Below are 25978 nucleotides of genomic sequence, written 5' to 3' on the forward strand. Positions count from 1 at the left end.
CTGGCACAGCGCAACGCCGCAAACGGAAACGTTTGCGGCGTTTGGTCGAGCAGTGCATGAGACCTCAGCGCAGCGCTTGCACCACCGCTGCCAGGCTCGCGATCAATTCATCGCCGCGCACGGTTGCAAAGGCCTTCAGCCCGTCAGCCAGTGCGAAGATGACTTTTTCACCGGCTATGCCGACGGCCATTTCCAGTGAGTCCTGCGCAGTAAAGTTGCGCACGATCAGACTGCGCCCGGTGTCCGGATCGCTGAGAACCACATTGGCTTCGACCCGCGACAGCAGCCAGTGCCCGCACGCCTCCAAACCAAGATCCAGCAGGCACGGTTCTGTCGTTGCCGCCGCGCCGGGACGCCGCACATCGACCACGATGCACGCCAGACGCTGCCAGTCCTCTTGCGAAATCCGGTAACCGACCGTTTGCGCACCGTAGGTCAGCAGCAGCGTGTCGATGCCTTCGGGCAGCAATGCCGAAACCTCTGTGAGTTCATCGCCCACCTCTAGTGCCATGACCTCTTCGTCGCGATGCGCATAACTTTCCGGCAGCCAGACGTGTTCTTTCGGATCTGCGGTGAAAATCAATTGATCGACCGGATCGAACAGCAGCGGAGATTCAGCCCCGCGCGTGCCGAGGAAAACCGCCCACTGCCCGTCGCTGCGACCCGACAGAACGAACAGATGATCAAGCTCCGCAACGTAGTAGGCGTAGCGGTCAGCAAAGCGCTCGACTTGCAGGACCGGCGCGTGATCATGCCCGCTCAGCAGGGTTCTCAAGCGTGCGCGCAATTGCTCCTCAGTCTGCTCAGACATCGACGACCAACGGTTTTCCACGCCGATGATCCTGGCAGGCTGGTTATCCAGCAACTGCAGGTTCACGCCGTCGCGGGTTTGCGCGATCAATGCTTCCCCCTGTCGTTGCACTTGAGTAAAAACCCATTGCGGCCAGACCTTCTGCGCCTTGACCAATTGCCCGGAATCGAGCAGTCGATGACCCGACGCAAAAGCCCCGCGCAGCGCTTCGATGGTGACCAGCGGCTGGCGATAAAGCTGCCCCGCTGTCACATCGAGCAACCAGACCGCGTCTTTGTCAGGCGTCAGACCGAGTAGCGATAATTCCCTGGCGTGACCAAGATCGGCCAGCGCGACTTTCTCCTCGATGCACCACGCGGCCAGGAAAACATCACCGCTGACACCGCTCAGGCCAATGATCGGGAATGGGGACGCTTTGTATTCTTTGGCCAGCGCAGGTAACGCACTCAGCCAGTCAGGATTGCGCCCAAGCCAATGCTGACCCACTCCCGCGAATCTGAGAATCCCGGGGTTGTCCTTGCGGTCGCGCCATTGTTCGTCGCTCCTGATAGTGAGAGGAGGTATCCCGTATTCAAGTGCAACCGCATCCGGTATAGAGGCAGCAGGAGGCACGTCGATAATGTCGATCTCGTACAGTCGACCGTCAGCCTTGGTGGCGATGTAGTGTTTGTCGGTCTGGGTAATCTCGACCACATCGCGTTCGATGACCACGTTCTCAAAATAGCCGACACGGGGCTCGATACCGCGACTGATGGTCTGGTCTTGTTTGCTGTAGAAGAGCACCGCACTGTTTTGCGGGTCGGAAGGCAGGAGTATCTGCATGTCCTCGGGCCAACCGAGGTTTTGCGCGGCCTGACAATACTTGCCGGTCCTTTTGTTGATCCACGCCCGGTCCCACAACCGCAATCCTGCATAGCCTTCGACGACTATGAACGGCGCATAGGACCATTCGCTGACTTGCGCAGTCATGCCCGCCGTTGCGTCCTCAAAGGGGACATCAATGTATCGAAGTGCTGCTTGCGGCTGGAAACTATAGTTCTCTGACGAGAACCTCACTTTGCAGCCGGTCAGCTCAACAGCCTGCTCGGTTATCCGGTATTCAACAGTGGTCACGCCATAGAGATCGCTCCCTGCAAGCTTTTGCGAGACATGCAACGTGCCATCGGCAGACTGCCGGCATTCGACAATGGTTGATCCTTCCTGCGGATTCTTCAAACGGTAGCACTGCACGACAGTTCCGGTGAGCACATCGGCCCGCCAGACGGTTGCATGGTCCGGATGGTAAAACCATGCATGGCGTGGGCTCACGCCTCCCAACATCAAGCCCTCGTTGACGTCCTTGGGCAGATTGCGCGCATACAGCAGCCGATCCCTTGCCGTGTCGTAATAAGCCGTGGTGAAGACCGGCTGACTCGCTGAATTGAACGGCACCCGAAATTTGAGCAACGGCACATAAGCCGGGATCGGTCGCTTGTTTTTCACCTGATCGCGCAGGTAGAGCAGAACGGACGGCGGGATTGCGCTGGGCGTCTGGCCCGCAGAACCGACCTGAGCCGACGCTTTTTCCGAGTCTTTTGCATAGTCGAGCGTGATGGCGACAAGGTGCAGGCTGCGGCTCAGCCAGTCGATCCGGAACAGCCCTTCGGCCAGTTCGATAAAACCATCGAATCTGTTCAGCGCGATACCATCAACGCGGAGTCTCGGCGTGCTCTCGTTGCTTATCTCTGGCTTTTCAACGAAACGGATTTGCTCCACCCGCACCCAGAGCGCCTGCACCGTCCAGGTGACCTGTTCCCAGCCGTGTGCCTGGTCAAAGTTTACGGCCACCAGGCCTGGCGTGAGGCGGATATGGTATTGCCCTTGCGGCGCAATCACCTCGTAAGAAATCTTTGCCTTCCACTCCGGCGGCAAATCCGGAACCACCAACTGGCGTACTGGCTCGGCCAATTGCACCTTGACGGTCGTGGGCATATAGACCGGGTACAGTTTGTAAAGTATGTGCGGCAACGAAGGCGTGCTGAACAGATAGAACAACCGGTTGCCGTGGGCGTCGTATTCCAGTTGTTGCGCCAGCGTGTCGTGCAACTGCGGATAGCGGGTGACAGAAAAAGGTGCGTACCCGGCACTGCCCAGCTGATATTCATAGCCGTAATAGCAAGTTGGCGAACATGGCAGCACGACAGCTTCGGGCAAAACTCCCCAGACGCTGCCGACTGCGGGGCGCTGGAATGCACGGGGGATATTGATCGAGTTGTGTCGGTTAGCCGGATCGCTGTCGAACTGCGGCAACTCCAGGGGACCGCCCTTCCAGGGATAAAACTTCTGCCCATCGAACTTGACCCTTCTGTCCAGCAGGTTGAGCTCGGTGATCACCGCTTGAGGCGGAAACTGCAGGACTGATCCGCTGGACTCATAGGACAGTTGATAAGCGTTATAAATTTCAGTCAAAAGCATGCCAATGCCGGCAGCCTTGTCCATGATCTGCCCAAGATTGCTGGCGATGGCGGTCGCACCAATGCCGATACCCAGCAGCGGTATCGACAACGATGCCGCCACCGCACCCACTGCTCCGCCCACAGCCAGTGCGGCCACATCCAGGCCCAATGCTGCCACGTTGAATGCCAGCGACGTGGAAAACCGCGAACGCTGCTCGTGATTTTCGGCCAGCGCCAGGTTGTAGATATCGAAGCCGATATTGGCCACGGAAAAGGCTACGCCGATACTCGTAGCGGCACGCGCTGCCAGCCGCCCGGCCAGAGAAGCCTGGCGCAACGCTTGCTCCCCGGACACCACCTGACGCACCAACCGGCCGATCTGCACCACGTCGCTGACAACGCCAAACCCCAGTTGCGCATAACCGACGTACACCTGAACCTGAAGGGCGACCGCCAGGGCCGGCGGGCCGTCACTGCCCTGATAATCGCGATGACGCATTTCAGTGATCAACGCCTGGATCGCAAAGGCAAAACTCAAGCGGCTGCCACCGTCGGCCTCTCCCGCGGCCCCTGGCTTACCCGCCACGGCGTTGATCAGTTGACCGAGGTGTTTTTTGATACGGCTGAAACGCGCGTCCCGGGTCACGACCTCAAGGGTATTGAGCGGGTTGCGCGAGTCGACCAGCGTCACGCTGTAGCCGCCATCATCTGCAACCTTGACGGTCTCAAGCAGAGGCAGATATTCCCGCCCGACGGCGTGTTCGCTGCGCAATTGCCGGGTGGCCTGATCGAACTCGCCGGCCCAGTAGCGCGCATCCAGTTGCGCCAGGCTCTGGCCCATCCGCGAGTTATCGTCAAGCGAGCGCGTCCGTGCGACAGCCTGCTTCTCCCACACGGTCGTGGTTTGCAGGTCGGTGGCAGGAGTGCTCTGCAGGAACCGGTCAACCCGCAGGTTCGACGACAAGACTTTTTCGGCAATCGCCGTGGTGTTCAGCTCGATCACATTAAATGACGGATTGCTCGCATCGGCCAGTCCGTAGAGCCTGGCGATTTCGTTCTGATTGGCGCCGAGGCTGGCCTGCATGCCTTGTTGCAGTTGCTCGACCGAGGAAAATCCGTAGAGCGCAAAATTAGGGTCGTACACGCGATATACCGTGGCGTCTGCCAGTATGACTTTAGCCACCAGCAGCGCGTGATTGCCGGTGTCGAGCAGCAGAACGGCCGGCGCCGCCTTGCCTTCCAGCGTCTGCGTGACGCTGTGCAAATCCAGGGTGCCGCGGTGTTGGCCGATGTCATCGAACGCGGTGGTCTGCAGCTCATCCAGCGCCAGCAGCAACGCGCGCGCATCGGCGTCGTCAGGCATCAGGCTGGCATTCGCCACCCGGCCGATCACTGCGCGTTCGGCGGAATCACCGGCGGTCAGTGCCGCGGCCATCAGCAAGGCCAGCGGATAACAACGCCGGCCCGGATCGTCAGGGGTCATCATCAACAGGCCCTGGGGCACCTGCCGCGCGGAAACGGCACCGGCCTTGAACAGGGCTTCACGCACCTGCCCGCCGCGCTTGAAAATTTGCCGGTGGTATTCGCGTTGCGCGGTGCGGTTGATCTGCCCGATGCGCTCCCCCCACTGCTGCACGGTGAGCGGTTCATTCAAGGCCCGCACCTTCAGCTCCCGCGCCGTTTGCGTAGCGGACGCCAGACCTCGGGCAAGCCCGGCCTCGAACATCGGTGATTTGCCCTGACGGAGGAGGTTTTCGATGGCGTTGTAGCGGGCGAACAAGCCGCCGGTTTCGGTGCGCCGGGCGAGGTTCACGGCCGCTTGCCAGGCGCTGGCAAAACCTGCGGCATCCAGGCTGTCGGCCGCGAATATTGCGCCGAGCATGACGCGCTGACGAGGGCTGAGGTGTTCCGGGGTCAGTTTGCCGTTGGCCAACTGAGTCAGCAGTTCGTTGACATTGCTCGCGGTCTCGGCACCATGAGAAACCGGCAGCTCGCCTTGCGGTTGCGCGAGGATTTGCTCGCGGACATCAAAGCCGATGGAAAAGGCTTTATCAAAGCGGACATCGCCACTCAACTTCTCGGCCATGGCGCGAATAAACGGCTCACCCAACTGATCCGTCAGTTGCTGCAGCACCGTTGTCAGCAGCACCGGTTTGCCTTCGATGACGGGCCAGCCTTGTTTAAAGGTGAGGCTTCTCTCAATCATCAACGTCGATAAATTGCCGATATAACGGGATTTGAGCCGGCCTTCGCGCCACTTGGCATGCTCCTTGTCCAGCCAGTCCTTGTCCGAGCCTTTGACCGTCCAGCCGGAAATGGCTTCCTCCTCTGTATCGAAGTTATAGCCCTCGCGCAACTTCAAATGCGACAAGACCGTGTTCTCGGCAGCAGGTAGAAACTGCGCGTCGATGTACTCCTTCAGCCCGGCCAGTGCCGCACCCGGCCCAGTCAATGTGATGGTGCCCCTAGCCTCGTTTCGGATGCCATCCTGGTAATAACCGAGGACAGCCTCGAGCAGTCTTGTAACGTAGAGGTCATCCCAACCGGTAAGACGTGCGTTCGCCCTGAGTTCATTGTTGACGTTTTGCACCACATGGACCAACTGGTCATAATCGCCCCAGGCGAAACCTGACGCCGCCAAGCGCTTTTCCACTGCATAAAGAATGTCGTAGTTGAATCGAATCCTCTCCATGATCGACAGCGTCATGCCACTGTCAGGCTGAGCCAGAAAGTGCGCGTTCATTTCATCGCCATGCTGTCGCCCCATACGAAAACCATGGTCGGGGGCGGCGATATCCTGCGGCGGCAGGAACAGTGCACGGGTATCGGGCTTGCTGCGGGCAAAGTCCAGTAAGGCGTCTTTGTGCTCCGCCGGGATACTGTCCGTTCTGTCTGGATAACGCTGCTGATCCCGCCCCGGCATCAAAGTGTCGTTGTGGTTGAGCAGTAGTTGCAGAACGCCGATTTTCTGAGTCTGACTGTAATCACTGATATCCACAGCCCCCTACTTATCGAGCAGTGGCGGCAGATAATCCACATCGCTGTAACGGCCGCCCTCCAGGTGCACGGCCTGCAATCGCACAACATCGCTCGCCGCGGCGAAGTTGCCGCGCATGGCCACTTCCCGTTGATAGACATCGGCTAAAAAGTGACCGCGGAATTCATGCCGAACGTCGCGTAATCGTAGATCCGGCCCGACCATATTCTGGTGGCTGTCCAAGCACTTCTGGCGAAACGCTTCCAGCATCGTACGGTCCTTGCCATACGCGCGAACCAGCAGGTCAATACGCGCCTCATCGGCGCGGGCGTGCCATCGGGGCTGATTCAGATACTCAAACATTTGCTGTTTCAGTACTCGTGCCCGGTCTTCGATCAACGTCGCCAACTGGCCCGGCCGGGTTACCTGATCGCCACCCGACTCCATCGCATGCACCCTGGCGCTGTCGAGAATGACCCGGTTCATTTCAAAAGCCAGCAAGGCATCGCTGTCGTACCACAAGTTGAAGTGATAGCCCTGAGGCTCAAGTACCTGGCGCCAGATATTCATGTAATCGCGCTGGATGGCGCCCACTTCGCTGCCACCGACCCAGACAAAGTGCATGATCTTCGGCACCGGCCTGGCATCTCCCGACAACATTGATAGCGCCGCCGATAAACGTGAAATGTATTGCTGCAAGCCGATGGCGATCTGATCAATGGCAACCGGGACGGGCGTAGTCTTGCGCTTGAGTAACGAAGCCAGTTGTTCCTGAAACAAACTTGCCAGTTGTAGTTTTTCCGTCAGGTCGGCGCTCTGCCCGGCGGTTCGAAAGTACTGGTCAAGCCGCGCGTACTCCGGTACGCCGGCAAATTCCTCTAGTACCTGGGTTATCTGCGAATACTCCGCTGGAGAAACAAATTCGCGACCGATGGACTCGCGTTCTTTTATCGCCATGATGCCGTCCTTCCTTAGTTATAAGCTTTCGTTCGAACGACACGCTATCGCTCAACAACAGAACGCTCAAACTTCAAGACATTCAGGGTGTTTCAAAGAAAACAATTAGCCACATACCAACTGCTGCACCGAATACACCAGTAACAATAAGTAGACCCGCTTTAACGCAGGCACTAAATAACGAGGCCGTAAGTCTTGGACTTACGGCCTTTTATATAAACTTAAGAAACGCAGGAAGTTGCAACCAGGCTTGCAGCCAATCGAACCTGCTTACAGCTTTCCTCGACAGTCGACAGACGTGCTATCAGGAAACAGGCTTCTGTCCATACCAGCGCGGCGTGTAAACCCACTCCCCGCCCGTTGCGCGAGCGAACGTGCACGTCGTCGACGAGCCAATCAGCACCATGGTGCGCATGTCCACCTGATCGGCAGTCAATGCGCCCAACGTGGTGGTGCGCAAGGTCTGGCCCGGGCGTCCAATGTCGCGTCCCAACACCACCGGTGTTTCCGGCCGGCGGTGCTGCGCGACGATCTCCAGCGCGCGACCCAATTGCCACGGACGGGCACGGGAGATCGGGTTGTAGAACGCGAGGGCCAGATCCGCTTCGGCGGCCAGGTCCAGGCGTTTCTCGATGATCGACCACGGTTTGAGGTTGTCCGACAGCGACATCACACAGAAGTCGTGGCCCAGTGGCGCGCCGGCCTGTGCGGCGGTCGCGAGCGACGCGGACACACCCGGCAAAATCTCCAGATCGACACGGTGCCAGGCGGGATCGTCCGACTCGTGCAGCGCTTCGAGCACCGCTGCGGCCATGGCGAACACGCCCGGGTCACCGGACGACACCACGATCACCGAGCGCCCTTCGGCAGCCAGCCTGAAGGCGTGGCGGGCGCGCTGCATTTCTTCGCGGTTGTCGGTGCAGTGCTGCACCTGATCGTCGCGGAACGGGCCGGCCATGCGCACATAGGTTTCATAACCGAGCACGTCGGTGGCGCGGGCCAGTTCGGCCTTCACCGCCGGCACCATCAGCTCGGCGGCGCCGGGGCCCAGGCCAATCACCGCGAGACGACCGCGTGGACGGCCGATTCGCGACACGTCCAGCGGTTGCTCGGCAATCGCCACCGCGAAACTTTCAACGCCAATCACGTTCGCTTCAGGCACTGCGACACGCGCTAAAGCCTGAAGATCGCTTTGCGCCGGGACGAAGCGCAGCGGCACGCCCAGTTCAAGCGCAGCCTGGTGCACGTTCGCCGAAGCCATGTCGGTATCGGCCGCCACCAGGCAGGCCAGTGCCGGCACGGCGACATTTGCCTGCTGCAACGCAGTGCGAACGGCGTTCGGCAGGTTCGCCACTTCAGCACTCACCGCCACCGCGACACTGCGCGGGTAGATCAGCAGTTCGTTGGCACTCGCCTCACGTTCGGCGCTGCTGACATGGATCGAGCGCTGCGCCTGTGGATCCTGCGGCAACTGCGCCTGATCCAGCCACGGCGCCGCGCCCTCGATGCGCACGCTGTGTCCGGCCAGCAGGTCCGAGACAAAGCGCTTGCCCGACTCCAGATCCGCCAGCGCATAACCGCTCGGCGGATTGAGCAGGCAGGTGCCGAAGCGCAACTCACCGCTGGTGGTGATCGCCGGCGCGACTTGCAGCGCGGCCGCGATATCACGCGCCATGACGTTGACCCCGCCCAGTCCGCCGAGCAACGGCACCACCGCGCTGCCGTCTTCGGCTATCGCCAGCACTGCGGGTTCGGCGCCCTTCTCCAGCAGCAGCGGCGCCAGCGTGCGGATGACGATGCCCGCCGCACACAGGGCAATGATCGGCGTGTCCTGCTGATACAACGTGCGCAGGGTCGCGCCGAATTCCTGATACGAGCAATCGGCGCCGTCGACCCGGCCGGCGAGGCCGTGGATCTGCGCCGCCGGATAGACCTGCTGGATGCGTCGGGCCGTGGCGAGACTGCCCTGGCCGAGAATGACGATGGCGGGAGTCGATTGGCTCATCAACCTTGCCACCGTTCGCCCGGGACGATGATCAGCGAGAAGTACGGCGACGACATCGGCTCGACTTGATCCAGCGGCACGATTTTCTGGTTGGCCATGGTCGCGCGCTCGACGTACAACGCACGTTCGGCCAGACCCAGTTCTTCAAGCACCTGACGTACTTTGGGGAAATTGCGCCCCAGCTTCATGATCACGGCAGCATCGGCATCGGCCAGACGACGTTTCAGGTCTTCGTGGGGCAGCACACCGGACAGCACCGACAGGCTCTGATTGCGATACACCAACGGCGCGCCGAGCACCGAGGCACCACCGAGCATCGAGCATACGCCGGGCACCACTTGCGCTTCGTAACGCGTGGCGAGGCGGTCGTGCAGATACATATAGGAACCGTAGAAAAACGGATCGCCTTCGCAAATCACCGCCACATCGCGGCCAGCGTCCAGATGCGCAGCCACGGCCTCGGCCGCTTCGTCGTAGAAATCGCTGATCACTTGTTCGTAAGACAGCGGCGCCGGCAGCGCTTCGGTGGTCACCGGGTACACCAGCGGCAGCAGGTTCTGCGCATCCTGCAGGTGCGCTTCGATGATGCCGAAGGCGTTGCCCTTTTTGCCCTTGGCAACGAAGTACGCCACCACCGGCGATTCGCGCAGCAGGCGCAAGGCTTTGACCGTAATCAGTTCCGGATCACCGGGACCGACACCCAGGCCAATCAAACGTCCTTTTGCCTGCATCATTCGATCTCCGTGGCGAGGGCATTGACGGCGGCGGCGGCCATGGCGCTACCGCCCAGACGCCCCTGCATGATCACGAACGGCACGCCACGGCTGTCGGCAGCCAGTGCCGCTTTCGACTCGGCGGCACCGACAAAACCCACCGGAAAACCGAGAATCAGCGCCGGTTTCGGTGCGCCGGCGTCGAGCATTTCCAGCAAATAGAACAGCGCGGTCGGCGCATTGCCGATCACCACCACGCTACCTTCAAGATGCGGGCGCCACAGCTCCAGCGCGGCAGCCGAACGGGTGTTGCCCAGTTCGCGAGCGAGCTCTGGCACGCTGTCGTCGCGCAAGGTGCAGATCACCTGATTATTGGCCGGCAGTCGCGTACGGGTCACGCCTTCGGAAACCATCCGCGCATCACACAGAATCGGCGCACCGGCGGCCAACGCAGCGCGCCCGGCCTGGCCCGCGCCCTCGGAGAATTGCAGACCGTCGACGGCCTCGACCATGCCGCAGGCGTGGATCACTCGCACCGCGAGTTTTTCCAGATCGGCAGGGATGCGCGCCAGATTGGCCTCGCGGCGAATGATCGCGAAGGAGTTGCGATAGATCTCCTGACCGTCGCGGATGTAATCAAGCATCAAGGGGGCTCCGGGAGCGGGCGTCGAGCAAAGCCGCGGCCGCTTCAATAGTAAGATTGCGTGCGTGCAACGCGCCGAAACCGGGCGCGTCTGCATTGCGAAAATAGAGGTCGTAATGACCGGGGGTCACCGCCAGCAACGTCGCCGGCGCGCAGTGGGCCGCGGCGCAGGAGCGTGAGCAGCCCGAGAGATGCACGCTGAGCCCCGCCGGTAGCCGAGACGCCAGTTGGCGAGCATCCTGTTTGGTGTTGGCCAGGCCTTTGCCACAGCCATCGGCGCCGGTGCAGGCAATCACGCGTGCCAGCGGTTCGGCTGAATCAATCAACAGACCCAGCGCCTGCAATTGATCCAGCACCTTGTCGGTATCGGTCGTCTGCACGTTTGGCACCAGCAGGCTTTGCCACGGTGTGAAACGCAGGCTGCCGTCGCCGAACTGACGAGCCAGTTGCGCCACGCCGCGCAGCATCGCCGGATCGAGTCGGCCCAGTGGCGGTACCGCGCCGACATAGCACCGACCCGCCGTATGCTGCTCATGCGCACCGATGTGCAGCGGCTCTGCCTGAGTCGTGCGTTGCCAGTTGCTGATCGCTTTGACTGGCACACGCTCGCGCAACTGGTCAAGGAAGGCGAGCCTTGGTAATACGTCGAGCAGATGGCGCATGCGCGTCTGCTCTGGCCGGGCCATGTCGAGGAACCCTTCGAGCACGGCGACCACCAGCGCATGGCCGTTATCCAGCGCCACCGCGCCCAGCGCGCGATCCGTCGGGCAACCGGCCAGACCAAACGCCCACAGGACTTCGCCCTCACGCTCGAACGCCGACAGCCACAGGTCATGGGGATGTTCGAGCATCGCCAGCGCTTCGCCGCCGTCCAGTTGCACGGCGAACTTGGCGCTCAGCTCATGGAAGCGCGGATGGCTTTGCAAGGTGTCGAGGATTTGCTCCGCGAGCGGGCGCGTGTCGATACGCATCTGCCGGTCGACCCCGGCCGTGGGGCTGAGCATCAGATTGCGCACATCGTCGCCGGCAGCGTTTTTTGGCCCTAGGCCCGCGGCGAGCAAACTGGCGATCAGTGCCGCCGATTGCTCACCGATCCCGCGAATCTGCAGATTGCCGCGATTGGTCGCTTCGATCGCCCCGCCCGCAAACTGCTCGGCGGCCGCAGCCACGGCCTCGGCTTGAGCGGCGCTGATCGAACCGCCATCGAGCTTGATCCGGCAGATGCCGCCGTCCAGTGCCTGGACGATACGCAGCAACCCCGGGCAGGCCGAGGGGCGTAAGGCGGTGGACATCGGGCGTTCGTTCAAGGGGCTGACCGGTTGTGTGGCGAAGGCGCTTCGCGGACGAAGGCGCGGTATTATGCCTGCTTTGTCCGGCGGCATGAAAAGTCTGCCCGTCGGAACGGCATGTTTAGAGGAATATAAATGTCACCCTGGCTGACGATCGTGGGAATCGGTGAAGACGGCTTCAAGGGCCTGGGCAAAAACGCCCGGCGCGCCCTGCTGGGCGCCTCGCGGATCGTCGGCGGCCAGCGCCAGCTGGATTTGCTGCCGCTGTGCATCCGTGGCGAACGGCAGTTGTGGCCGAGCCCGTTTTCCCTCGCGCCGTTGCTGGAATCGCGCGGCGCGCCGGTCTGCGTGCTGGCCAGCGGTGACCCGATGTTCTACGGCGTCGGCGCCAGCCTGGCGCGTCAGGTACCGAGTGATGAGATGCTGATTCTGCCCGCCCCCTCGTCCTGCTCGCTGGCCGCGGCGCGGCTTGGCTGGCCATTGCAGGAGGTGACGATTGTATCGCTGGTGGCGCGTCCGCTGGCGGCGCTCAATGCGCAACTGTTCAGCGGCGTGCGTCTGTTGCTGCTGAGCAATGACGGCAACACCCCGGCAGCCGTTGCGCAGTTGTTGCGTGAGCGCGGCTTCGGTGCCAGTCGCATGAGCGTTCTGGAGCATCTGGGCGGCGATGCCGAGCGACGCTTCGATGCCACAGCCAACCAGTGGACGGACATGCCGATTGCCGACCTCAATGTGATTGCGATCGAGTGCCTGGCCGATACCTGTGCCCCGCAATTGTCGCGCCTCGCCGGCCTGCCCGACTCAGCCTTCCGGCACGACGGCCAACTGACCAAGCGTGACGTGCGCGCCATCACCCTCGCCCGTCTGGCGCCAGTCCCCGGCGAACTGCTCTGGGACGTCGGCGCCGGCTGTGGCTCGATCGGTATCGAATGGATGCGCGCCCAGCCTGCCTGCCGGGCACTGGCTATCGAGGCCGACGAGGGCCGTCAGCGATTGATCGAACACAACCGCGATGCGCTGGGTGTACCCGGCCTGCAACTGGTTCGCGGCAAAGCCCCGCAAGCGCTGGCCGGACTGGAGCGGCCGGACGCCATTTTCATCGGCGGTGGCGTGACCCGCGAAGGCGTGTTCGAGACTTGCTGGGAACAACTCAAGCCCGGCGGCCGTCTGGTCGCCAACGCAGTGACCCTGCAAAGCGAAATGGCCCTGATGCACTGGCGCGATCAATACGGCGGCGAACTGACCCGCGTTCATGTCGCCCAGGCGCAGCCGCTTGGCGAGTTCGACACTTGGCGCCAGGCATTGCCGATCACCCTGCTCGATCTGGTCAAACCTCTCGATGCGTGACGAAACCGCCGAACAACCCGCGCCCCTGCGCAGTGGCCTGACCACCGGCAGCTGCGCCACGGCCACCAGCCTTGCCGCCGCGCGCCTGTTGCTCACCGGCGAAGGCGCTGATGCAGTGCACATCACGCTGCCCAAGGGCAAGCAGGTGCAAATGCGCCTGGAGTTCTGTCGCCTGAGCGAGGACGGCGCCGAGGCCGGCACGATCAAGGATGCCGGCGATGACCCCGACGTCACCCACGGCGCCCTGCTCTATTCGCAGGTGCGGCTGAGCGCCGAGCCGGGGATTCGCTTCAACGCTGGCGTCGGTGTCGGCACAGTGACCCGACCGGGTCTGGTGCTGGGCGTCGGCGAACCGGCGATCAACCCGGTGCCGCGCAAAATGATCGGCGACCATCTGGCCTTGCTGGCTGCTGAAACCGGCTACGGCGGGGGCTTCGATGTCACGGTCAACGTCGAGGGCGGCGAGGCACTGGCGCTGAAAACCATGAACCCAAGGCTGGGCATTCTTGGCGGCTTGTCGATCCTCGGTACCAGTGGCATCGTCCGGCCTTTTTCCTGCGCGGCCTACATCGCCTCGATCCATCAGGGCATCGACGTAGCGAAAACCAACGGTTACCTGCACATCGCCGCCTGCACCGGCAACGCCAGCGAAGACACCATGCGCCGGGTCTACAACCTGCCGGAAATCGCTTTGATCGAAATGGGCGACTTCGTCGGCGCGGTGCTCAAGCATTTGCGCAAGGTGCCTGTGGATAAACTCAGCCTGTGCGGCGGCTTCGGCAAAATCAGCAAACTGGCGGCCGGCCATATGGATTTGCACTCGCGGCATTCGAGCATCGACTTGCCGCAACTGGCGCAGTGGGCGGCGGCGATTGGCGCGGACGCAGCGTTGCAACAGCGCATTCGTGAGGCCAATACCAGTCAGCAAGCCTTGGCCATGGCCAGTGCGGCGGGGGTCGCTTTGGGTGATGAGGTGTGTCGCCACGCCTTGAATTTCGCCCGCAGCGTGGTGCCGGCGCAGGTGCAGGTCGAGGTGTTTGCAATCGATCGCCAGGGCGGGATTGTCGGCCATGCCGGAGGTTTTGCATGAAGCGCATTTTGCTGCTGGGCGGTGTCACTGAAGCGCTGGCGATTGCTCGCACACTCGGCCCGGAGCACATTTACAGCCTCGCCGGTGTTGGCCGCGTGCCAACCGATCTGGTCTGTCAGGTTCGGGTCGGCGGCTATGGCGGCACCGAAGGTCTGGCGCAGTTCATAGGTGAAGAAGGCATCGACCTGCTGCTCGACGCCACCCATCCCTACGCCGCACAAATCAGCGCCAACGCCGCCCGCGCGGCGCAACTCACCGGTATCCCCTGCTGGGCCTTGCGCCGCCCGGCGTGGCAACCGCAAGCGGGCGATGACTGGCGCGAGGTGGCCGACTGGGCCGAACTGATCGCCGCCCTCGCACCGTTCCAGCGACCGCTGTTCACCCTCGGCCGCGAACCGCTGCAACACCTCGATGAAATCCCCGCCCACCAGTTCTGGACCCTGCGTGCCCTCGACGTCTACCCCGGCAACGCACGTTGCGAAGTCATCGGCGCACGCGGGCCGTTTCTGCTGGAGGACGAGCGAGCACTGTTCGAGCGCCGACAGATCGACGTGCTGATCAGCAAGAACAGCGGCAGCACCGCGACCGAGCCGAAGCTGGACGTGGCACGCGAGCGCGGGGTGCCGGTGCTGGTGTTGAAGCGGCCGGGGTTGCCGGGGGTTGATCGGGAGTTTCTGTCGCTTCAAGAAACACTTGCCGCGTTGGCGGCGATCCTCTCATGAGGCAAGATCCGCAGCTTGCATGACAAGTAACCTATTTGTTACCTTCAGGGCCAGCCGTGATCACACTCGAAGAATATGTACAGGAAGACGAATCAAGCCCGTTTGGGCGGTGGATTTCCACTTTGAGTGTCCAGGCAGCCGCAAAGGTCTCTCATGCGATGGTCAGGTTGGAATTGGGCAATACTTCAAATATCAAATGGTTTGATGGCCTGGGTGAATACAAAATAAATTGGGGACCTGGGTACAGAATCTATCTGATACAAGAAGGAAAACGCCTGATTATTCTGTTCGGCGGAGGTGACAAATCTACTCAAAAGAAAGACATCAAACGGGTCAAGGCATTGGTAGCCGAATTCCGTACTCGAAAAAAAGCTGAACAGAACCGGAGGTAATTTGATGGTTCTCACTCGAAGCTACAAACATTCAATAGCGGAGCGCGCCCAGCGTGATCCTGAATTTGCTCAAGCATTGCTGGATGAAGCCGCGACTTTATTTTTGAATGGCGAGCCAGAGATGGCCAGGATAATTCTGCGCGACCTCATTAACGCCACCGTAGGTTTTGAAGAGCTCGCAAGGGAAACCGAGCGACCCAGTAAAAGCTTGCATCGGATGCTCTCAGCGAAAGGCAATCCGAGCATGGATAATCTCGCCAAAATATTCTCGGTAATCCGAACTACGCTTGGTGTAGATATGCAGGTTCATGCTGTCCCTGTGAATTGAGCAACCCGTAGCGCACTGCGACACCAAACCGCACGACGCTTTTTTACTTATCGGCGCTGATCAGGCTAAATGGGCAGCGCCTGATCGCCCACCCAACGGACCTGTCCCATGAACCGACGCCGGTTAGCATTTGCCTGGATCGCCTGCTTTGCAGTGCTGTTCAACATGCTCGCCATGCCAATGAGCGGGGCGATGGCGCAGACAGCCAGTACACCGGCCGGGCAAATACTCTGGAGCAGTTTCTGCACCGGCAGCGGGATGAAGATGGTGGCGATCGACATCGGCGCCACCGATCAAAAGGCCCCGGCAAACGACAGCCATTCGAACATGCAGCATTGCTGGTGTTGCTCAGGCTCGGCGCCGCTGGTGGCGCTGCCGGGGCATTCGCCGCAGTTGTACTTCACCCGATTCGAGAGCAATCGCAGCGTCGCGCCCGTCTCGCTGCAAGCCCCGACACCGCGCCAGCAATGGCCGAGCCTCAATCCCCGTGCTTCCCCTCTGGTCTGATTTGTTCGCGCAATCACCCGCGTTTCAAATCGTTCTGGAGAACTGCCATGTTCAAGAAACTCATCGTCCTCGCTGCGCTGTTGCTGCCGGCGTGCTTCGCCCACGCCCATGAATACAAAGTCGGTGCGCTGGAAATCGCCCATCCATGGTCGCAAGAGCTGCCGCCGAATGCGCCGACCGTCGCCGCCTATTTCATCATTCACAACACCGGCAAAACCGCCGATCGCCTGCTCGGCGTCGATTCACCCATCGCCCCCGAAGCGCAACTGCACGAGCATGTCATGCAGGGCGATCTGATGAAGATGCAGCAAGTGCTGAACGTAGAAATTCCGGCCGGCGGCACCGTGACGTTTGCGCCGATGGCTTATCACGTCATGCTGCTCAACCCGACCGATCGCAGCCTGCTCAGCGACGGCAAGCGTTTCCGGATGACCTTGCATTTCGACAAGGCCGGAGACGTCACCGTTGAGGTCGCCGTGCAGAAGAAGCCACCAGCAGCCACCCAGGCCCACGTGCACGCTCAATAACCGAACCGGCTGACTTCGCCCATGCGTGCGCTGCGCATCAGGCCATCCACGCAACGCCGTCAGGCTCGACACCTGAGCCGCGGCAGCTGGATCGCCCTGTTCGCCATGTTGATGATCTTCATCGGCCCACTGATTTCTCAGTCGATGCCGATGGATCAACACGCCTCGACATCAATGCCAATCAACCTGGACATGTCGATGGACATGCCGGGCATGGACCACAGCGGCCATGACGCCAAGCCCGCTGCCGAGCATTGCCCGCCGCAATCCTCGCATCATGTGCTCTGGGAAAAGTGCGGCTATTGCAGCCTGCTGTTCAATTGCCCGGCACTGACCGGCGGCGGCGACTTCATCGCCTTCAACCTCCCGCCGCTGAATACCTTCACCGCGCCCTCGCCGCGTCTGGGCCATGCCCGCCAACCCTTCTTCCCCGGCGCTCGCACCCGCGCCCCGCCCATCGCCGCGTAAACCCGCACCTTTGATTGCACACGGTTGAGAAGACAGCTCCAGGCTGCCGGCCGTGTTGTTGACGACTGTTCGATGGAAATTATCATGTCCAGGTTTACTGCTGTTTCACGCGTGGATTCTGCCCGCGCGTTTTTTGCCGCGAGCGAATCGCCGATTCGTTTCAGGCACACGACTGCCGTTCTTTGCGGCGTACTGCTGGCGCCATTGGCGTTGGCCGATGATCACGCCGCGCACCGCGACGAGCTGAGCCCGACGGTGATCACCGCGATCGCCCCGAGTTCGCCGCTGACCATCGTCACCAACCCCAAGGACCCGCGCCAACCGGTGCCGGCCAGTGACGGTGGCGACTATCTGAAAACCATTCCCGGCTTCGCCCTGGTGCGCAATGGCGGCACCAATGGCGATCCGGTGCTGCGCGGCATGTTCGGCTCGCGCCTGAACATCCTCACCAACGGCAGCATGATGCTGGGTGCCTGCCCGGGCCGGATGGACGCGCCGACTTCTTATATCTCCCCGGAAACCTATGACCAGCTCACCGTGATCAAAGGCCCGCAAACCGTGCTTTGGGGACCGGGTGCATCGGCCGGCACGGTGCTGTTCGACCGGGAGCCGGAGAGCTTCGGCGAACTTGGCACCCGGGTAAATGCGAGCATTTTGGCCGGCTCCCATGGGCGTTTCGATAAAGTCGTCGACGCCGCTGCTGGCGGGCCGTTGGGCTACGTGCGGGTGATCGGCAACACCGCGCATTCCGACGATTACCGCGACGGCAACAACGACATCGTCGCCTCGCGCTACGACAAGTGGAACGGTGACATCGCCCTCGGCTGGACGCCGGATGCCGACACGCTGATCGAACTCACTGCCGGCAAGGGTGACGGCGAGGCGCGCTACGCCGGGCGTGGCATGGACGGTTCGCAGTTTCTGCGCGAGAGCCTCGGCCTGCGCTTGGAAAAATCCAATGTCACTGACGTGCTGGAGAAGCTCGAAGCGCAGGTCTATTACAACTACGCCGACCACGTGATGGACAACTACACCCTGCGCACGCCGTCCGGCACCGGCATGATGGCGGGGCCCATGGCGTCCAACGTCGATCGCCGCACCCTCGGTGCACGCATCAAGGCGACCTGGCGCTGGGCAGACATTGAGCTGATCACCGGACTCGATGCGCAGACCAACGAGCATCGCCAACGCAGTGCCATGGGCATCGATACCTACAAGCACCTGCCCTACAGCAAGGACGCCGATTTCCACAACTACGGCGTGTTCAGCGAAATGACCTGGTACGCCGCCGAGCGTGATCGCCTGGTCAGCGGCGCGCGGCTTGACCGAGCCTCGGCCAGGGATTATCGGCAGAGCATCGGTTCGGGGATGATGGCCCGCGCCAACCCGACCGCCGACGATACCCGCGCCGATACCCTGCCAAGCGGCTTCGTGCGCTACGAGCATGACCTGGCCGACAGCCCGACCACGCTTTACGCGGGCCTGGGCCACGCGCAACGCTTCCCGGATTACTGGGAGCTGTTTTCGCCCAAGTCCGGCCCGGCCGGTTCGGTCAACGCGTTCGATTCGATCAAACCGGAAAAGACCACACAGCTCGATTTCGGCGTGAACTACAAAAGCGCCGGACTCGAGGCCTGGGCCTCGGGCTATCTCGGCGTGGTGCGCGACTACATCCTGTTCGATTACACCCCGGGAATGATGGGCATGAGCACGTCCCGCGCCGAGAACATCGACGCGCGGATCATGGGCGGTGAGCTCGGTGCGGCTTACAAACTCAGCGAACGCTGGAAGGCCGATGCGACCCTGGCCTACGCCTGGGGCAAGAACAGCAGCGACGGCACGGCCCTGCCGCAAATGCCGCCACTGGACGCACGGTTCGGCCTGACCTACAGCGAAGACCACTGGAGCGCCGGGGCGCTGTGGCGCGTGGTGGCCGCGCAACACCGCATCGATCAGAACAAGGGCAACGTGGTCGGCAAGGATTACGCCCAGAGCTCGGGTTTCGGCGTGTTTTCGCTCAACGCTGCCTACCGGATCAACCGGCACTGGAAGGTCAGCAGCGGCGTCGACAACCTGTTCGGCAAGGCTTACGCCGAACACCTGAACCTGGCGGGCAACGCCGGATTCGGCTACCCGGCCAATGACCCGCAAGCGATCAATGAACCGGGGCGCACGCTCTGGACCAAGGTGGATATGAGTTTCTGATAGTCAACCCCACCCCATGTGGGAGCGGGCTTGCTCGCGAAGGCGGAGTGTCAGGCGACATCAATGTTGAATGTGCCGCCGCTTTCGCGAGCAAGCCCGCTCCCACAGGGAATGCGATGTTGCAACCTGAACGAACAACGAAAAGAACCAAGCCCAGCGGAGCACACGTGATGCAAAAGCCCCAACCGAATTTCTACAACCTGGCCTGGCGTTGGCATTTTTATGCCGGTCTGTTCGTCGCGCCATTCATGGTCATGCTGGCGCTGACCGGGATCATTTACCTGTTCAAGCCGCAGCTCGATTCATTGATGTACAGCAGCCTGCTTGAAGTGCCGAGCGGGCACCACACCGTGCCGGCCGATGACTTGCTGCAACGGGTCAAAAACGCTTATCCACAAGGTCAGGTAACGCAATACCTGCCCCCGCCGAACGCCGAGCGCAGCGCGCAATTCGTGGTGAAGAATGCCGGCCACGAACTCAACGTGTTCGTCGATCCCTACCACGGCGACATCCTCGGCGAGCAGGATGCCAAGCAAAACCTGCAAGCCATCGCCCGCGCGATTCACGGTGAATTGATGATCGGCACCGTCGGCGATCGCCTGATCGAAATGGCCGCCGGCTGGGGCGTGGTGCTGGTGGTGTCCGGTCTGTTCCTGTGGTGGCCGCGCGGTCAGGCCGCCGGCATTCTGTGGCCACGGCTGAACAGCCGCGGCCGTGTGTTATGGCGCGATCTGCACGCGGTCACCGGCTTCTGGGGCGCAACCTTGTTGCTGCTGATGCTGCTCAGCGGCATGACCTGGACCGGCTTCTGGGGCAAGCAATACGCGCAGGTGTGGAACGTGTTCCCGGCGGCGATGTGGGAGAACGTGCCGACCTCGGACATCGAAGCCCGCAGCCTCAACAGCGCCACTCGCCAGACCGTGCCCTGGGCAATGGAGAACACACCGATGCCAATGTCCGGCGACCACGCCGAACACATGGCCCAAGGCAACGCCCACGCCGGTCCCGCCGCCCCCGACGTCAGCCTGCAAGCGGTGCAGGACATCGCCAGCGAACGCAAGGTCGAACCCGGCTACAGCATCACCCTGCCGACCACCGCCACCGGTGTGTTCACCATCGCCGTATTCGCCGACGACCCACGCAACGACGCGACGCTGCATGTCGATCAGTACACCGGCAAGGTCCTCGCCGATGTGCGTTTCGAGCACTACGGCACGGTCGCCCGAGCCACCGAAATCGGCGTGATGCTTCACGAAGGCAAAATGTTCGGCACGTTCAACCAGATCGTCGTGCTGCTGATTTGCCTGATGATCCTGCTCAGCGCCGTCAGCGGTGTGGTGATCTGGTGGAAGCGCCGCCCCGAGGGCAGATTCGGTGTACCGCCGCTGCGCCATGATCTGCCGACATGGAAAACCGGCGTGGCGATCATGCTGGTACTGGCCGTGGTGTTTCCGTTGGTGGGGGCTTCGTTGGTGGTGGTGTGGTTGCTCGATCGGTTTGTGCTGCCGCGAGTCGCCCGGCGCACGGCTGATATGCCACGCTGAGATAAGTGGAGCGGGCCGTTTCTACTGCCCGCTCCAGCTTTTTTATGCAGACTTACAACTCATCGCGCAGTCTGACAGGCCCCGGAGTCGGGCTCTGCTGACGTCGGGTCCGCCAGGTGTTGCCCATGCGGCCGGTCTGATGCCAGTAATGGCCGGCTACCAACACCCTGAAATCACCCAGTTCCATTAGCCGTGCCAGAAACTCCCCGGGACTGAGCCGGCTCACCCAGCGTCCGCCTTCAAACGTCACAGCCCGGGTCGACAACAGATCTTTTTCCGCCTGCGAGTACACAGGGGTGTACTTGATCAGCACGCCATGCGGTGTCGAATAGTAATAGTCCTGGATACTCAGGCCTTTCTCGACAGGCTCGTGGGTATGCGCAAGCACCAGCGCAGGCGAGGCGAAATTCGCGTACACCTGATCGGCATCCGGCACCAGCAGGGTGTTGCCTGAGACGTGGAATTGATGGGTGGCCATCAGCGCATATCCCGCAGGGTAACGTGGCGCCGGGTTACGCCAACTGACGGCAGAATCTGCCCCGGTGCGGACTATGCGCACCAGCGGATTTTCTTCGCCGACGACATAAACCATCGGCTCCAGTGGCACAAATCGGCCGCTGGACTGCTGCGCCAGAACCGCGCCCTCGTAACCGGTGTCGACCACGGCGTCATCCGTTCGCTGATGGGCATAGCGGGCCGCGTCGTCGGGATGATGGAATATCGGCCCCAGCGCCGGAACCGGATGATCCCGCCAGCGCTGCTCGGCGCGGACATCGACCTGACGCGGCTGCCAGTCTTGCGCCACTTGGCCATGACGCGACCAGTATGCGCTGGTCTCGATCACGTCGAGCTGGCCGGCGTGGGCCATCCGGCGCACATAGTCGGCAAACCGGAAGGTGCCGCTGGCAATGTCACGCTCATCGATTGCCGCCTGCTCCATCGAGACAAAGGCGTTGGGGCGCAACTCGATCTGGCCGAAGCGGTCGTGGAACTCACCGGGTTCGAACGCATGGAGTTGCAGGCGCAAGAGCGCGCCGTCGGCGCAAGAGAAATAGATGGGCCTGTATCCCTGTGGTGTATTGGCCTGCGCACACGCCCGCTGCACGTCGCTGGGGGGGAAACAGAAATACTGCAAATCATCGTTCGGCGCGCCAAGGGCCGGCAGTGCCGAGCGCAGATAAATCCCGTACAGGGCAAACCCTTCAGTGGGCTTGCCTTGCTCGAATACCCGATCGAGTGCCAGCGCCGACTTTTGCACTTCGACTGGCAGGCTGGCGATGTACAAACCCTGCGGCGAGCAGGAGATGAAACCGAAGGTTTGGGTGTCTCGACTCAGCAAAGCCTCGTGAACATACCGCGCAGCCGCATCGGCCTGAACAAATGCCGGGCTGCACGCCGGAGCGCTCGTGGCTTTGCTGTAACCCGACGGCGGCGGCAGGCTGATCGAAGAGGTCGGCCACTCGTTCACCGTACCGGGCAGGCCCCACAGCAAACTGCCGACCACCACGTGCAGATGACCGGCCTTGGCCAGAGCGTCGACCCACGCAGAGGGCAGCAACTCGCCACTGTGAATGCATTGTTTGATTTTTTTCGCATCGAACGACTCAGGCACCGCCTGGTACTCGGCCAAGGTAAACAGAAAATCAATGAACAACTGATCCCACAGGCCTGGCTCATAACGAATCAAGGCACCGTCCGGCGCGAACAGGTATTCACTCAAGTGCCTGTCCCGCAGGTGCACAAATGCCGAATACAGCGTGTGGACCGAGAGCATGTTGGCGTAGATCTGCTTTTCTACTGACGACAACAGCACTGAAAGTTCTCTGGCGACTCTTGAGCGATAACGTGCGATCACCTGGCAGCCCGCCGGGAACGAGCCGAGTGCCGGATTCTCCTCCGGATAGATTTCGCCGATGTCGAAATCCTCCCGGGATATTTCGATGGGCGTGGTCGCGACATACAAGCCGTCGGTCCTTTTCAGGATTACGCCGCCATAAGGCGTTTGCGTCATGCCGGGCATAAGCCCTTTGGCATATACCGCCGCGTCATCGGCGCTTTGAAACACCGGCGTCAGCGCCTGGCGTTGCGGGTAGGCACTCGGTTGCCAGTCGGTCGTGACAAGGCCCGCCCTGTCCCAACACCGGCTCGTGCGCATGACCGTCAGCTCGCCGCTGCTGCCGACGACCCGGACAAAGTCCTCTGCCTGCATCAGTCCCTGGAGAAGATTGCGCTTGAGCGTGTCCAGGCGCAGCAGGGGTGAATCGTCATCAAACAGCGTGCTGGTGGTGTGTTTTACGTATTTAAGCAGGGCACCATCGTGGGTGGAGATATACAGCGCAGCCGTTGCCAATGGCGCGTGCGAGCGACGGCGCGCGTAATACACCGAGATCGCCAGATCGTCAGGCGCGATAAAGTGCTGCGCCAGCCAGGCATCGACAGCATTCGCCGGCACCTTTACCCGTTGGCGCGAGTAGAAGCAGGCGTGCAGGTGAAAGCCTTGCGGGTATTGGTACCAGGGTGGCGTTCGCTGCACACCGAACACGGCTTGCAGCTGGAATACGTTGTTGCGCTGGTCGCTGACGGGCACCAGTTCACTGGCAATGTAGGCTTCGCGATTGTCGTGCTTGAGGATGAAGCCGAACCACGGACGAGCCTGATCCTGTAGCCGTGTGTCGTGCGCATAGCGGTCCAGCGCGGCGTCATCGGCACTGGAGAAAATTGCGCCAAAGGACACCGGTTCAGGGCGCCTCAGGGTTGAAACCGCAGTCAGCAGCGGCGCAGACCACGTCGCCGCTATTTGCCCACGGCCGCCCCACAGAGTGTTGTCCAGCAGGGTCGTCATGCGAGCGGCCGCGGCCTGCTCGCGAATCAACGCTTCAGGCAGGACAGTGCCATTGTCCAATCCCGCCGCCAATGCACCGGGCTGTTCGGGCGTGCCCAGACGACTAGACAAATCGCGCGCCAACGCTGTTGCGGACGGTTGATAGCTGATCAGACTGTTTGGCGCGCCTGAAACATACAGCGCGATGTTGTCGAGCAACACCTGCCGGGTCTCTTCGACACTGAGCATCTGCAGACTCAACGCAGCCTGCTGACGACTCCAGTGCAAACTTTGAAAGTGCAACGGGTCGAGCCGCGACAAGGCTTCGTGGGCGACATACCGGGCATGCAACACGCAGTCATCGGGGAAAATCGACCGCCCGTTGCTGTCGAGGGGATAGAGCGTACCCAGCCTCAGCGAAACGATGTCACCTACCAGCGGCTCAGTCGCGACAAACCCTTCCGGGGTCTGAAACACGTAGCCGGCGCGCTGACGCTCGCGGCGCTCGCCAATCTGTTCGTGGGCATACCGCGCGGCATCGTCCGCCGATAAAAATGAGCGACTCAGCACCGGCCAGGAAAAGTCCGCGTATGGCGTCCAGTCGAGGTCGACCCGACCGAGCCGCGCCCACAGCGGGCTACCCCGGAGCACCTCAACGGTACCTGCGAGGACCAGCATCGCGACAAATTCGCGCGGACGCAGGGCGCCGCTCGCAAGTTTCGCCTGCACGCCGCCATCGCCAATTGTTCCGTTGGCCTGGGCAACACTCAGCGCCGCTTCGATCGGGCTGCCGCTGAAGGTGTATTTCAGCATTGCGGCGTCCTTTGTCTGCAAGTACAACGACAACGGTTCGCCGGGGGCAGACAGCTGCCGGCTTTTGCCATGGCAGGCGACGGCCCAGGCGATTGCCTGTGGCGTGAAGAAACTCTCGTATAACCACGGTTGGGTGGCAGGTAATTGCGCGCGGGGCGGTCCGGACGCGTCATAAAAACCCTCCAGCGCGTAACCGTCCGGAAGCTTCAGTTGACCACCCTCGCCGGGCGGGAACAACCGCGCAGGGTCCCACGCCGCCAGACCGGCCGGGCGTGCGAGTGTTGCGACGAACTCCTTGCCTGCACGTTTGCGCAGCACCAGACCCGAAGTCTGCGCGCCCTTGAGCTTCAACGCAGCCAGCACTGCCCGTTCGGCACTGACGCAGACGCGGGTCATCAGTGGCATCTCGCGCACCACGCCTTGGGCAAAGGCCTGGCCTGGTTGCCAGTCCGGCGGCACGACACCAACGGAGTGCCCCCAGTCGGCATTGGCAACGATGACTTTCAATTCGCCGACAGCGGCAAGTTTGTTGATGATGCTCATCACGTTGCGGGTCCAGGGTTCTGGGCCGGGACGCTCACCTGCTTCGTGCCAGCGGTAGTAATCCCGTTCCTGCGCCGAACCGCTCGACGAATATTTCAGCAAACTTCCATCCGGGCCAGAGAGATAACTGCTGCGAAAGTAAGCGCGCCCATCGACATCGCCCATGAAATCGCTACTGGAGAAAAAACCGAGAAAGAGCCGTACGTTCCGCTCATTCAGTTGCGGGTAGGCTTCGCCAATATCCTCGTGAAGGGCAGGATGGCTATGGAGGTTTGCCGCAAAACGGTAGCCCTTCGGCGGTTGCAGATCACCCGACGCATCGAAGTCGATAATGGTGCTCAGATCGAATGTCGTGGCCTCGCCTGATATCGGTGAGGTGGCCACGAATTTTCCATCCGGGCGAATCAGAATCACGCTGCCATATTCTTTATCGACCTTGGGTGGAATTCGGATATGCGCCCAATAAGCAGCATCTTCCTCTGACAGGAACGCCGGGCTCAGAGGAGGCACCCTGGATTTTCGCGGGGAACCCGCCGCACGGCCAGACCGGCCCGACACATCATTCATAAGACATCCTGCGCAAAAGAAATCGGCATACACATCGAATGAGTGTCTGCCCGTCCCGCGCGCAGGCTGCGGTAGATACTTATCGTTTCTGTATCGATTTGCGCGCCTGCGACGGCGCCCCAATCTGGCGCACCCCGTTGCACCAGCGCCCCCGCAATGTTCGTTGCTGGTGCGCGCCCTCTGCGCGCAACCGCTCTAAAACGACATTTTGCTGCCTGGACCCGACCGGGCACAGCCCTTGCAAAACAGCCCTTCAGTCGTCCGCCTCTGCCAA

General features: G+C 61.6%; 16 protein-coding genes and 1 pseudogene. 10 read left to right on the top strand and 7 right to left on the bottom strand.

Annotation, left to right across the window (positions count from 1 at the left end; all coding sequences use genetic code 11):
• Positions 1 to 64 precede the first annotated feature (64 nt).
• From HU755_RS27450 to cobG, 6 genes and pseudogenes are all read right to left on the bottom strand, one after another.
• Positions 65 to 5452 (bottom strand): TcdA/TcdB pore-forming domain-containing protein, encoded by a 5388-nt coding sequence (locus HU755_RS27450; RefSeq protein WP_346655433.1) that lies wholly within the window; start codon positions 5450 to 5452, stop codon positions 65 to 67.
• Between the two features lie 255 nt (positions 5453 to 5707).
• Positions 5708 to 7180 (bottom strand): annotated as a pseudogene (locus HU755_RS27455) (TcdA/TcdB catalytic glycosyltransferase domain-containing protein); the annotation flags it as partial.
• 304 nt (positions 7181 to 7484) lie between these two features.
• Positions 7485 to 9185 (bottom strand): precorrin-3B C(17)-methyltransferase, encoded by a 1701-nt coding sequence (gene cobJ / locus HU755_RS11010; RefSeq protein ID WP_186632412.1) that lies wholly within the window; start codon positions 9183 to 9185, stop codon positions 7485 to 7487.
• Positions 9185 to 9916 carry a precorrin-2 C(20)-methyltransferase gene (locus tag HU755_RS11015; protein WP_186632606.1) on the bottom strand — a complete coding sequence of 244 codons (732 nt, stop codon included), beginning with the start codon at positions 9914 to 9916 and terminating at the stop codon, positions 9185 to 9187. The genes cobJ and HU755_RS11015 overlap by 1 nt, the downstream gene beginning before the upstream one ends.
• Entirely contained in the window at positions 9916 to 10542 is a 627-nt protein-coding gene (locus HU755_RS11020) for a precorrin-8X methylmutase (protein ID WP_186547507.1), read from the bottom strand. The genes HU755_RS11015 and HU755_RS11020 overlap by 1 nt, the downstream gene beginning before the upstream one ends.
• Complete coding sequence (cobG, locus tag HU755_RS11025; protein WP_276569664.1) at positions 10535 to 11833, bottom strand: precorrin-3B synthase; 1299 nt, start codon at positions 11831 to 11833, stop codon at positions 10535 to 10537. Before cobG ends, HU755_RS11020 begins: the two co-directional genes overlap by 8 nt.
• Positions 11834 to 11965: 132 nt before the next feature.
• Here cobG and cbiE point away from each other — a divergent pair, with 132 nt between their 5' ends.
• The 10 genes from cbiE (at position 11966) to HU755_RS11075 (ending at position 20960) form a co-directional block, all read left to right on the top strand.
• Positions 11966 to 13177 (top strand): precorrin-6y C5,15-methyltransferase (decarboxylating) subunit CbiE, encoded by a 1212-nt coding sequence (gene cbiE / locus HU755_RS11030; RefSeq protein ID WP_186632418.1) that lies wholly within the window; start codon positions 11966 to 11968, stop codon positions 13175 to 13177.
• Positions 13170 to 14267 (top strand): cobalt-precorrin-5B (C(1))-methyltransferase, encoded by a 1098-nt coding sequence (locus HU755_RS11035; RefSeq protein ID WP_186632420.1) that lies wholly within the window; start codon positions 13170 to 13172, stop codon positions 14265 to 14267. Before cbiE ends, HU755_RS11035 begins: the two co-directional genes overlap by 8 nt.
• Positions 14264 to 14989: a cobalt-precorrin-6A reductase gene (locus tag HU755_RS11040; protein WP_186632423.1), complete on the top strand. Its 726-nt coding sequence runs from the start codon at positions 14264 to 14266 to the stop codon at positions 14987 to 14989. The genes HU755_RS11035 and HU755_RS11040 overlap by 4 nt, the downstream gene beginning before the upstream one ends.
• Positions 14990 to 15045: 56 nt before the next feature.
• Positions 15046 to 15381, top strand: a complete 336-nt coding sequence (locus HU755_RS11045) for a type II toxin-antitoxin system RelE/ParE family toxin (RefSeq protein ID WP_186547518.1) — start codon at positions 15046 to 15048, stop codon at positions 15379 to 15381.
• 4 nt (positions 15382 to 15385) lie between these two features.
• Complete coding sequence (locus tag HU755_RS11050) at positions 15386 to 15709, top strand: DNA-binding protein (protein WP_186547520.1); 324 nt, start codon at positions 15386 to 15388, stop codon at positions 15707 to 15709.
• A 108-nt stretch (positions 15710 to 15817) separates the two neighbouring features.
• Positions 15818 to 16216: a DUF2946 domain-containing protein gene (locus HU755_RS11055; RefSeq protein ID WP_186632426.1), complete on the top strand. Its 399-nt coding sequence runs from the start codon at positions 15818 to 15820 to the stop codon at positions 16214 to 16216.
• A 47-nt stretch (positions 16217 to 16263) separates the two neighbouring features.
• Positions 16264 to 16743, top strand: coding sequence for a copper chaperone PCu(A)C (locus tag HU755_RS11060; RefSeq protein WP_186632428.1), 480 nt, complete (start codon positions 16264 to 16266; stop codon positions 16741 to 16743).
• Between the two features lie 21 nt (positions 16744 to 16764).
• The gene (locus HU755_RS11065; RefSeq protein ID WP_186632431.1) at positions 16765 to 17211 is read left to right on the top strand and encodes a DUF2946 domain-containing protein; all 447 of its coding nucleotides are present in this window, start codon (positions 16765 to 16767) and stop codon (positions 17209 to 17211) included.
• Between the two features lie 84 nt (positions 17212 to 17295).
• Entirely contained in the window at positions 17296 to 19416 is a 2121-nt protein-coding gene (locus HU755_RS11070; protein WP_186632434.1) for a TonB-dependent copper receptor, read from the top strand.
• Positions 19417 to 19586: 170 nt separating this feature from the next.
• Positions 19587 to 20960 (top strand): PepSY domain-containing protein, encoded by a 1374-nt coding sequence (locus HU755_RS11075; RefSeq protein ID WP_186632436.1) that lies wholly within the window; start codon positions 19587 to 19589, stop codon positions 20958 to 20960.
• Between the two features lie 52 nt (positions 20961 to 21012).
• Here HU755_RS11075 and HU755_RS11080 read toward each other — a convergent pair whose 3' ends face one another.
• Positions 21013 to 25704, bottom strand: a complete 4692-nt coding sequence (locus HU755_RS11080) for a DUF4329 domain-containing protein (RefSeq protein ID WP_238349977.1) — start codon at positions 25702 to 25704, stop codon at positions 21013 to 21015.
• Between the last annotated feature and the right edge of the window lie 274 nt (positions 25705 to 25978).

The sequence above is a fragment of the Pseudomonas sp. SWRI111 genome (assembly GCF_014268555.1).
GTDB lineage: Bacteria > Pseudomonadota > Gammaproteobacteria > Pseudomonadales > Pseudomonadaceae > Aquipseudomonas > Aquipseudomonas hamedanensis.

Excerpts from the sequence above, each read along its gene's own strand:
- HU755_RS11070 (WP_186632434.1), top strand. The coding sequence starts at position 17,296 with ATGTCCAGGTTTACTGCTGTTTCACGCGTGGATTCTGCCCGCGCGTTT.
- HU755_RS11060 (WP_186632428.1), top strand. The coding sequence starts at position 16,264 with ATGTTCAAGAAACTCATCGTCCTCGCTGCGCTGTTGCTGCCGGCGTGC.
- HU755_RS11035 (WP_186632420.1), top strand. The coding sequence starts at position 13,170 with ATGCGTGACGAAACCGCCGAACAACCCGCGCCCCTGCGCAGTGGCCTG.
- HU755_RS11065 (WP_186632431.1), top strand. The coding sequence starts at position 16,765 with ATGCGTGCGCTGCGCATCAGGCCATCCACGCAACGCCGTCAGGCTCGA.
- HU755_RS11075 (WP_186632436.1), top strand. The coding sequence starts at position 19,587 with ATGCAAAAGCCCCAACCGAATTTCTACAACCTGGCCTGGCGTTGGCAT.
- HU755_RS11015 (WP_186632606.1), bottom strand. The coding sequence starts at position 9,916 with ATGCAGGCAAAAGGACGTTTGATTGGCCTGGGTGTCGGTCCCGGTGAT.
- cobG (WP_276569664.1), bottom strand. The coding sequence starts at position 11,833 with ATGTCCACCGCCTTACGCCCCTCGGCCTGCCCGGGGTTGCTGCGTATC.
- HU755_RS11080 (WP_238349977.1), bottom strand. The coding sequence starts at position 25,704 with ATGAATGATGTGTCGGGCCGGTCTGGCCGTGCGGCGGGTTCCCCGCGA.
- HU755_RS11040 (WP_186632423.1), top strand. The coding sequence starts at position 14,264 with ATGAAGCGCATTTTGCTGCTGGGCGGTGTCACTGAAGCGCTGGCGATT.
- HU755_RS27450 (WP_346655433.1), bottom strand. The coding sequence starts at position 5,452 with ATGATTGAGAGAAGCCTCACCTTTAAACAAGGCTGGCCCGTCATCGAA.
- HU755_RS11055 (WP_186632426.1), top strand. The coding sequence starts at position 15,818 with ATGAACCGACGCCGGTTAGCATTTGCCTGGATCGCCTGCTTTGCAGTG.
- cobJ (WP_186632412.1), bottom strand. The coding sequence starts at position 9,185 with ATGAGCCAATCGACTCCCGCCATCGTCATTCTCGGCCAGGGCAGTCTC.
- cbiE (WP_186632418.1), top strand. The coding sequence starts at position 11,966 with ATGTCACCCTGGCTGACGATCGTGGGAATCGGTGAAGACGGCTTCAAG.
- HU755_RS11050 (WP_186547520.1), top strand. The coding sequence starts at position 15,386 with ATGGTTCTCACTCGAAGCTACAAACATTCAATAGCGGAGCGCGCCCAG.
- HU755_RS11020 (WP_186547507.1), bottom strand. The coding sequence starts at position 10,542 with ATGCTTGATTACATCCGCGACGGTCAGGAGATCTATCGCAACTCCTTC.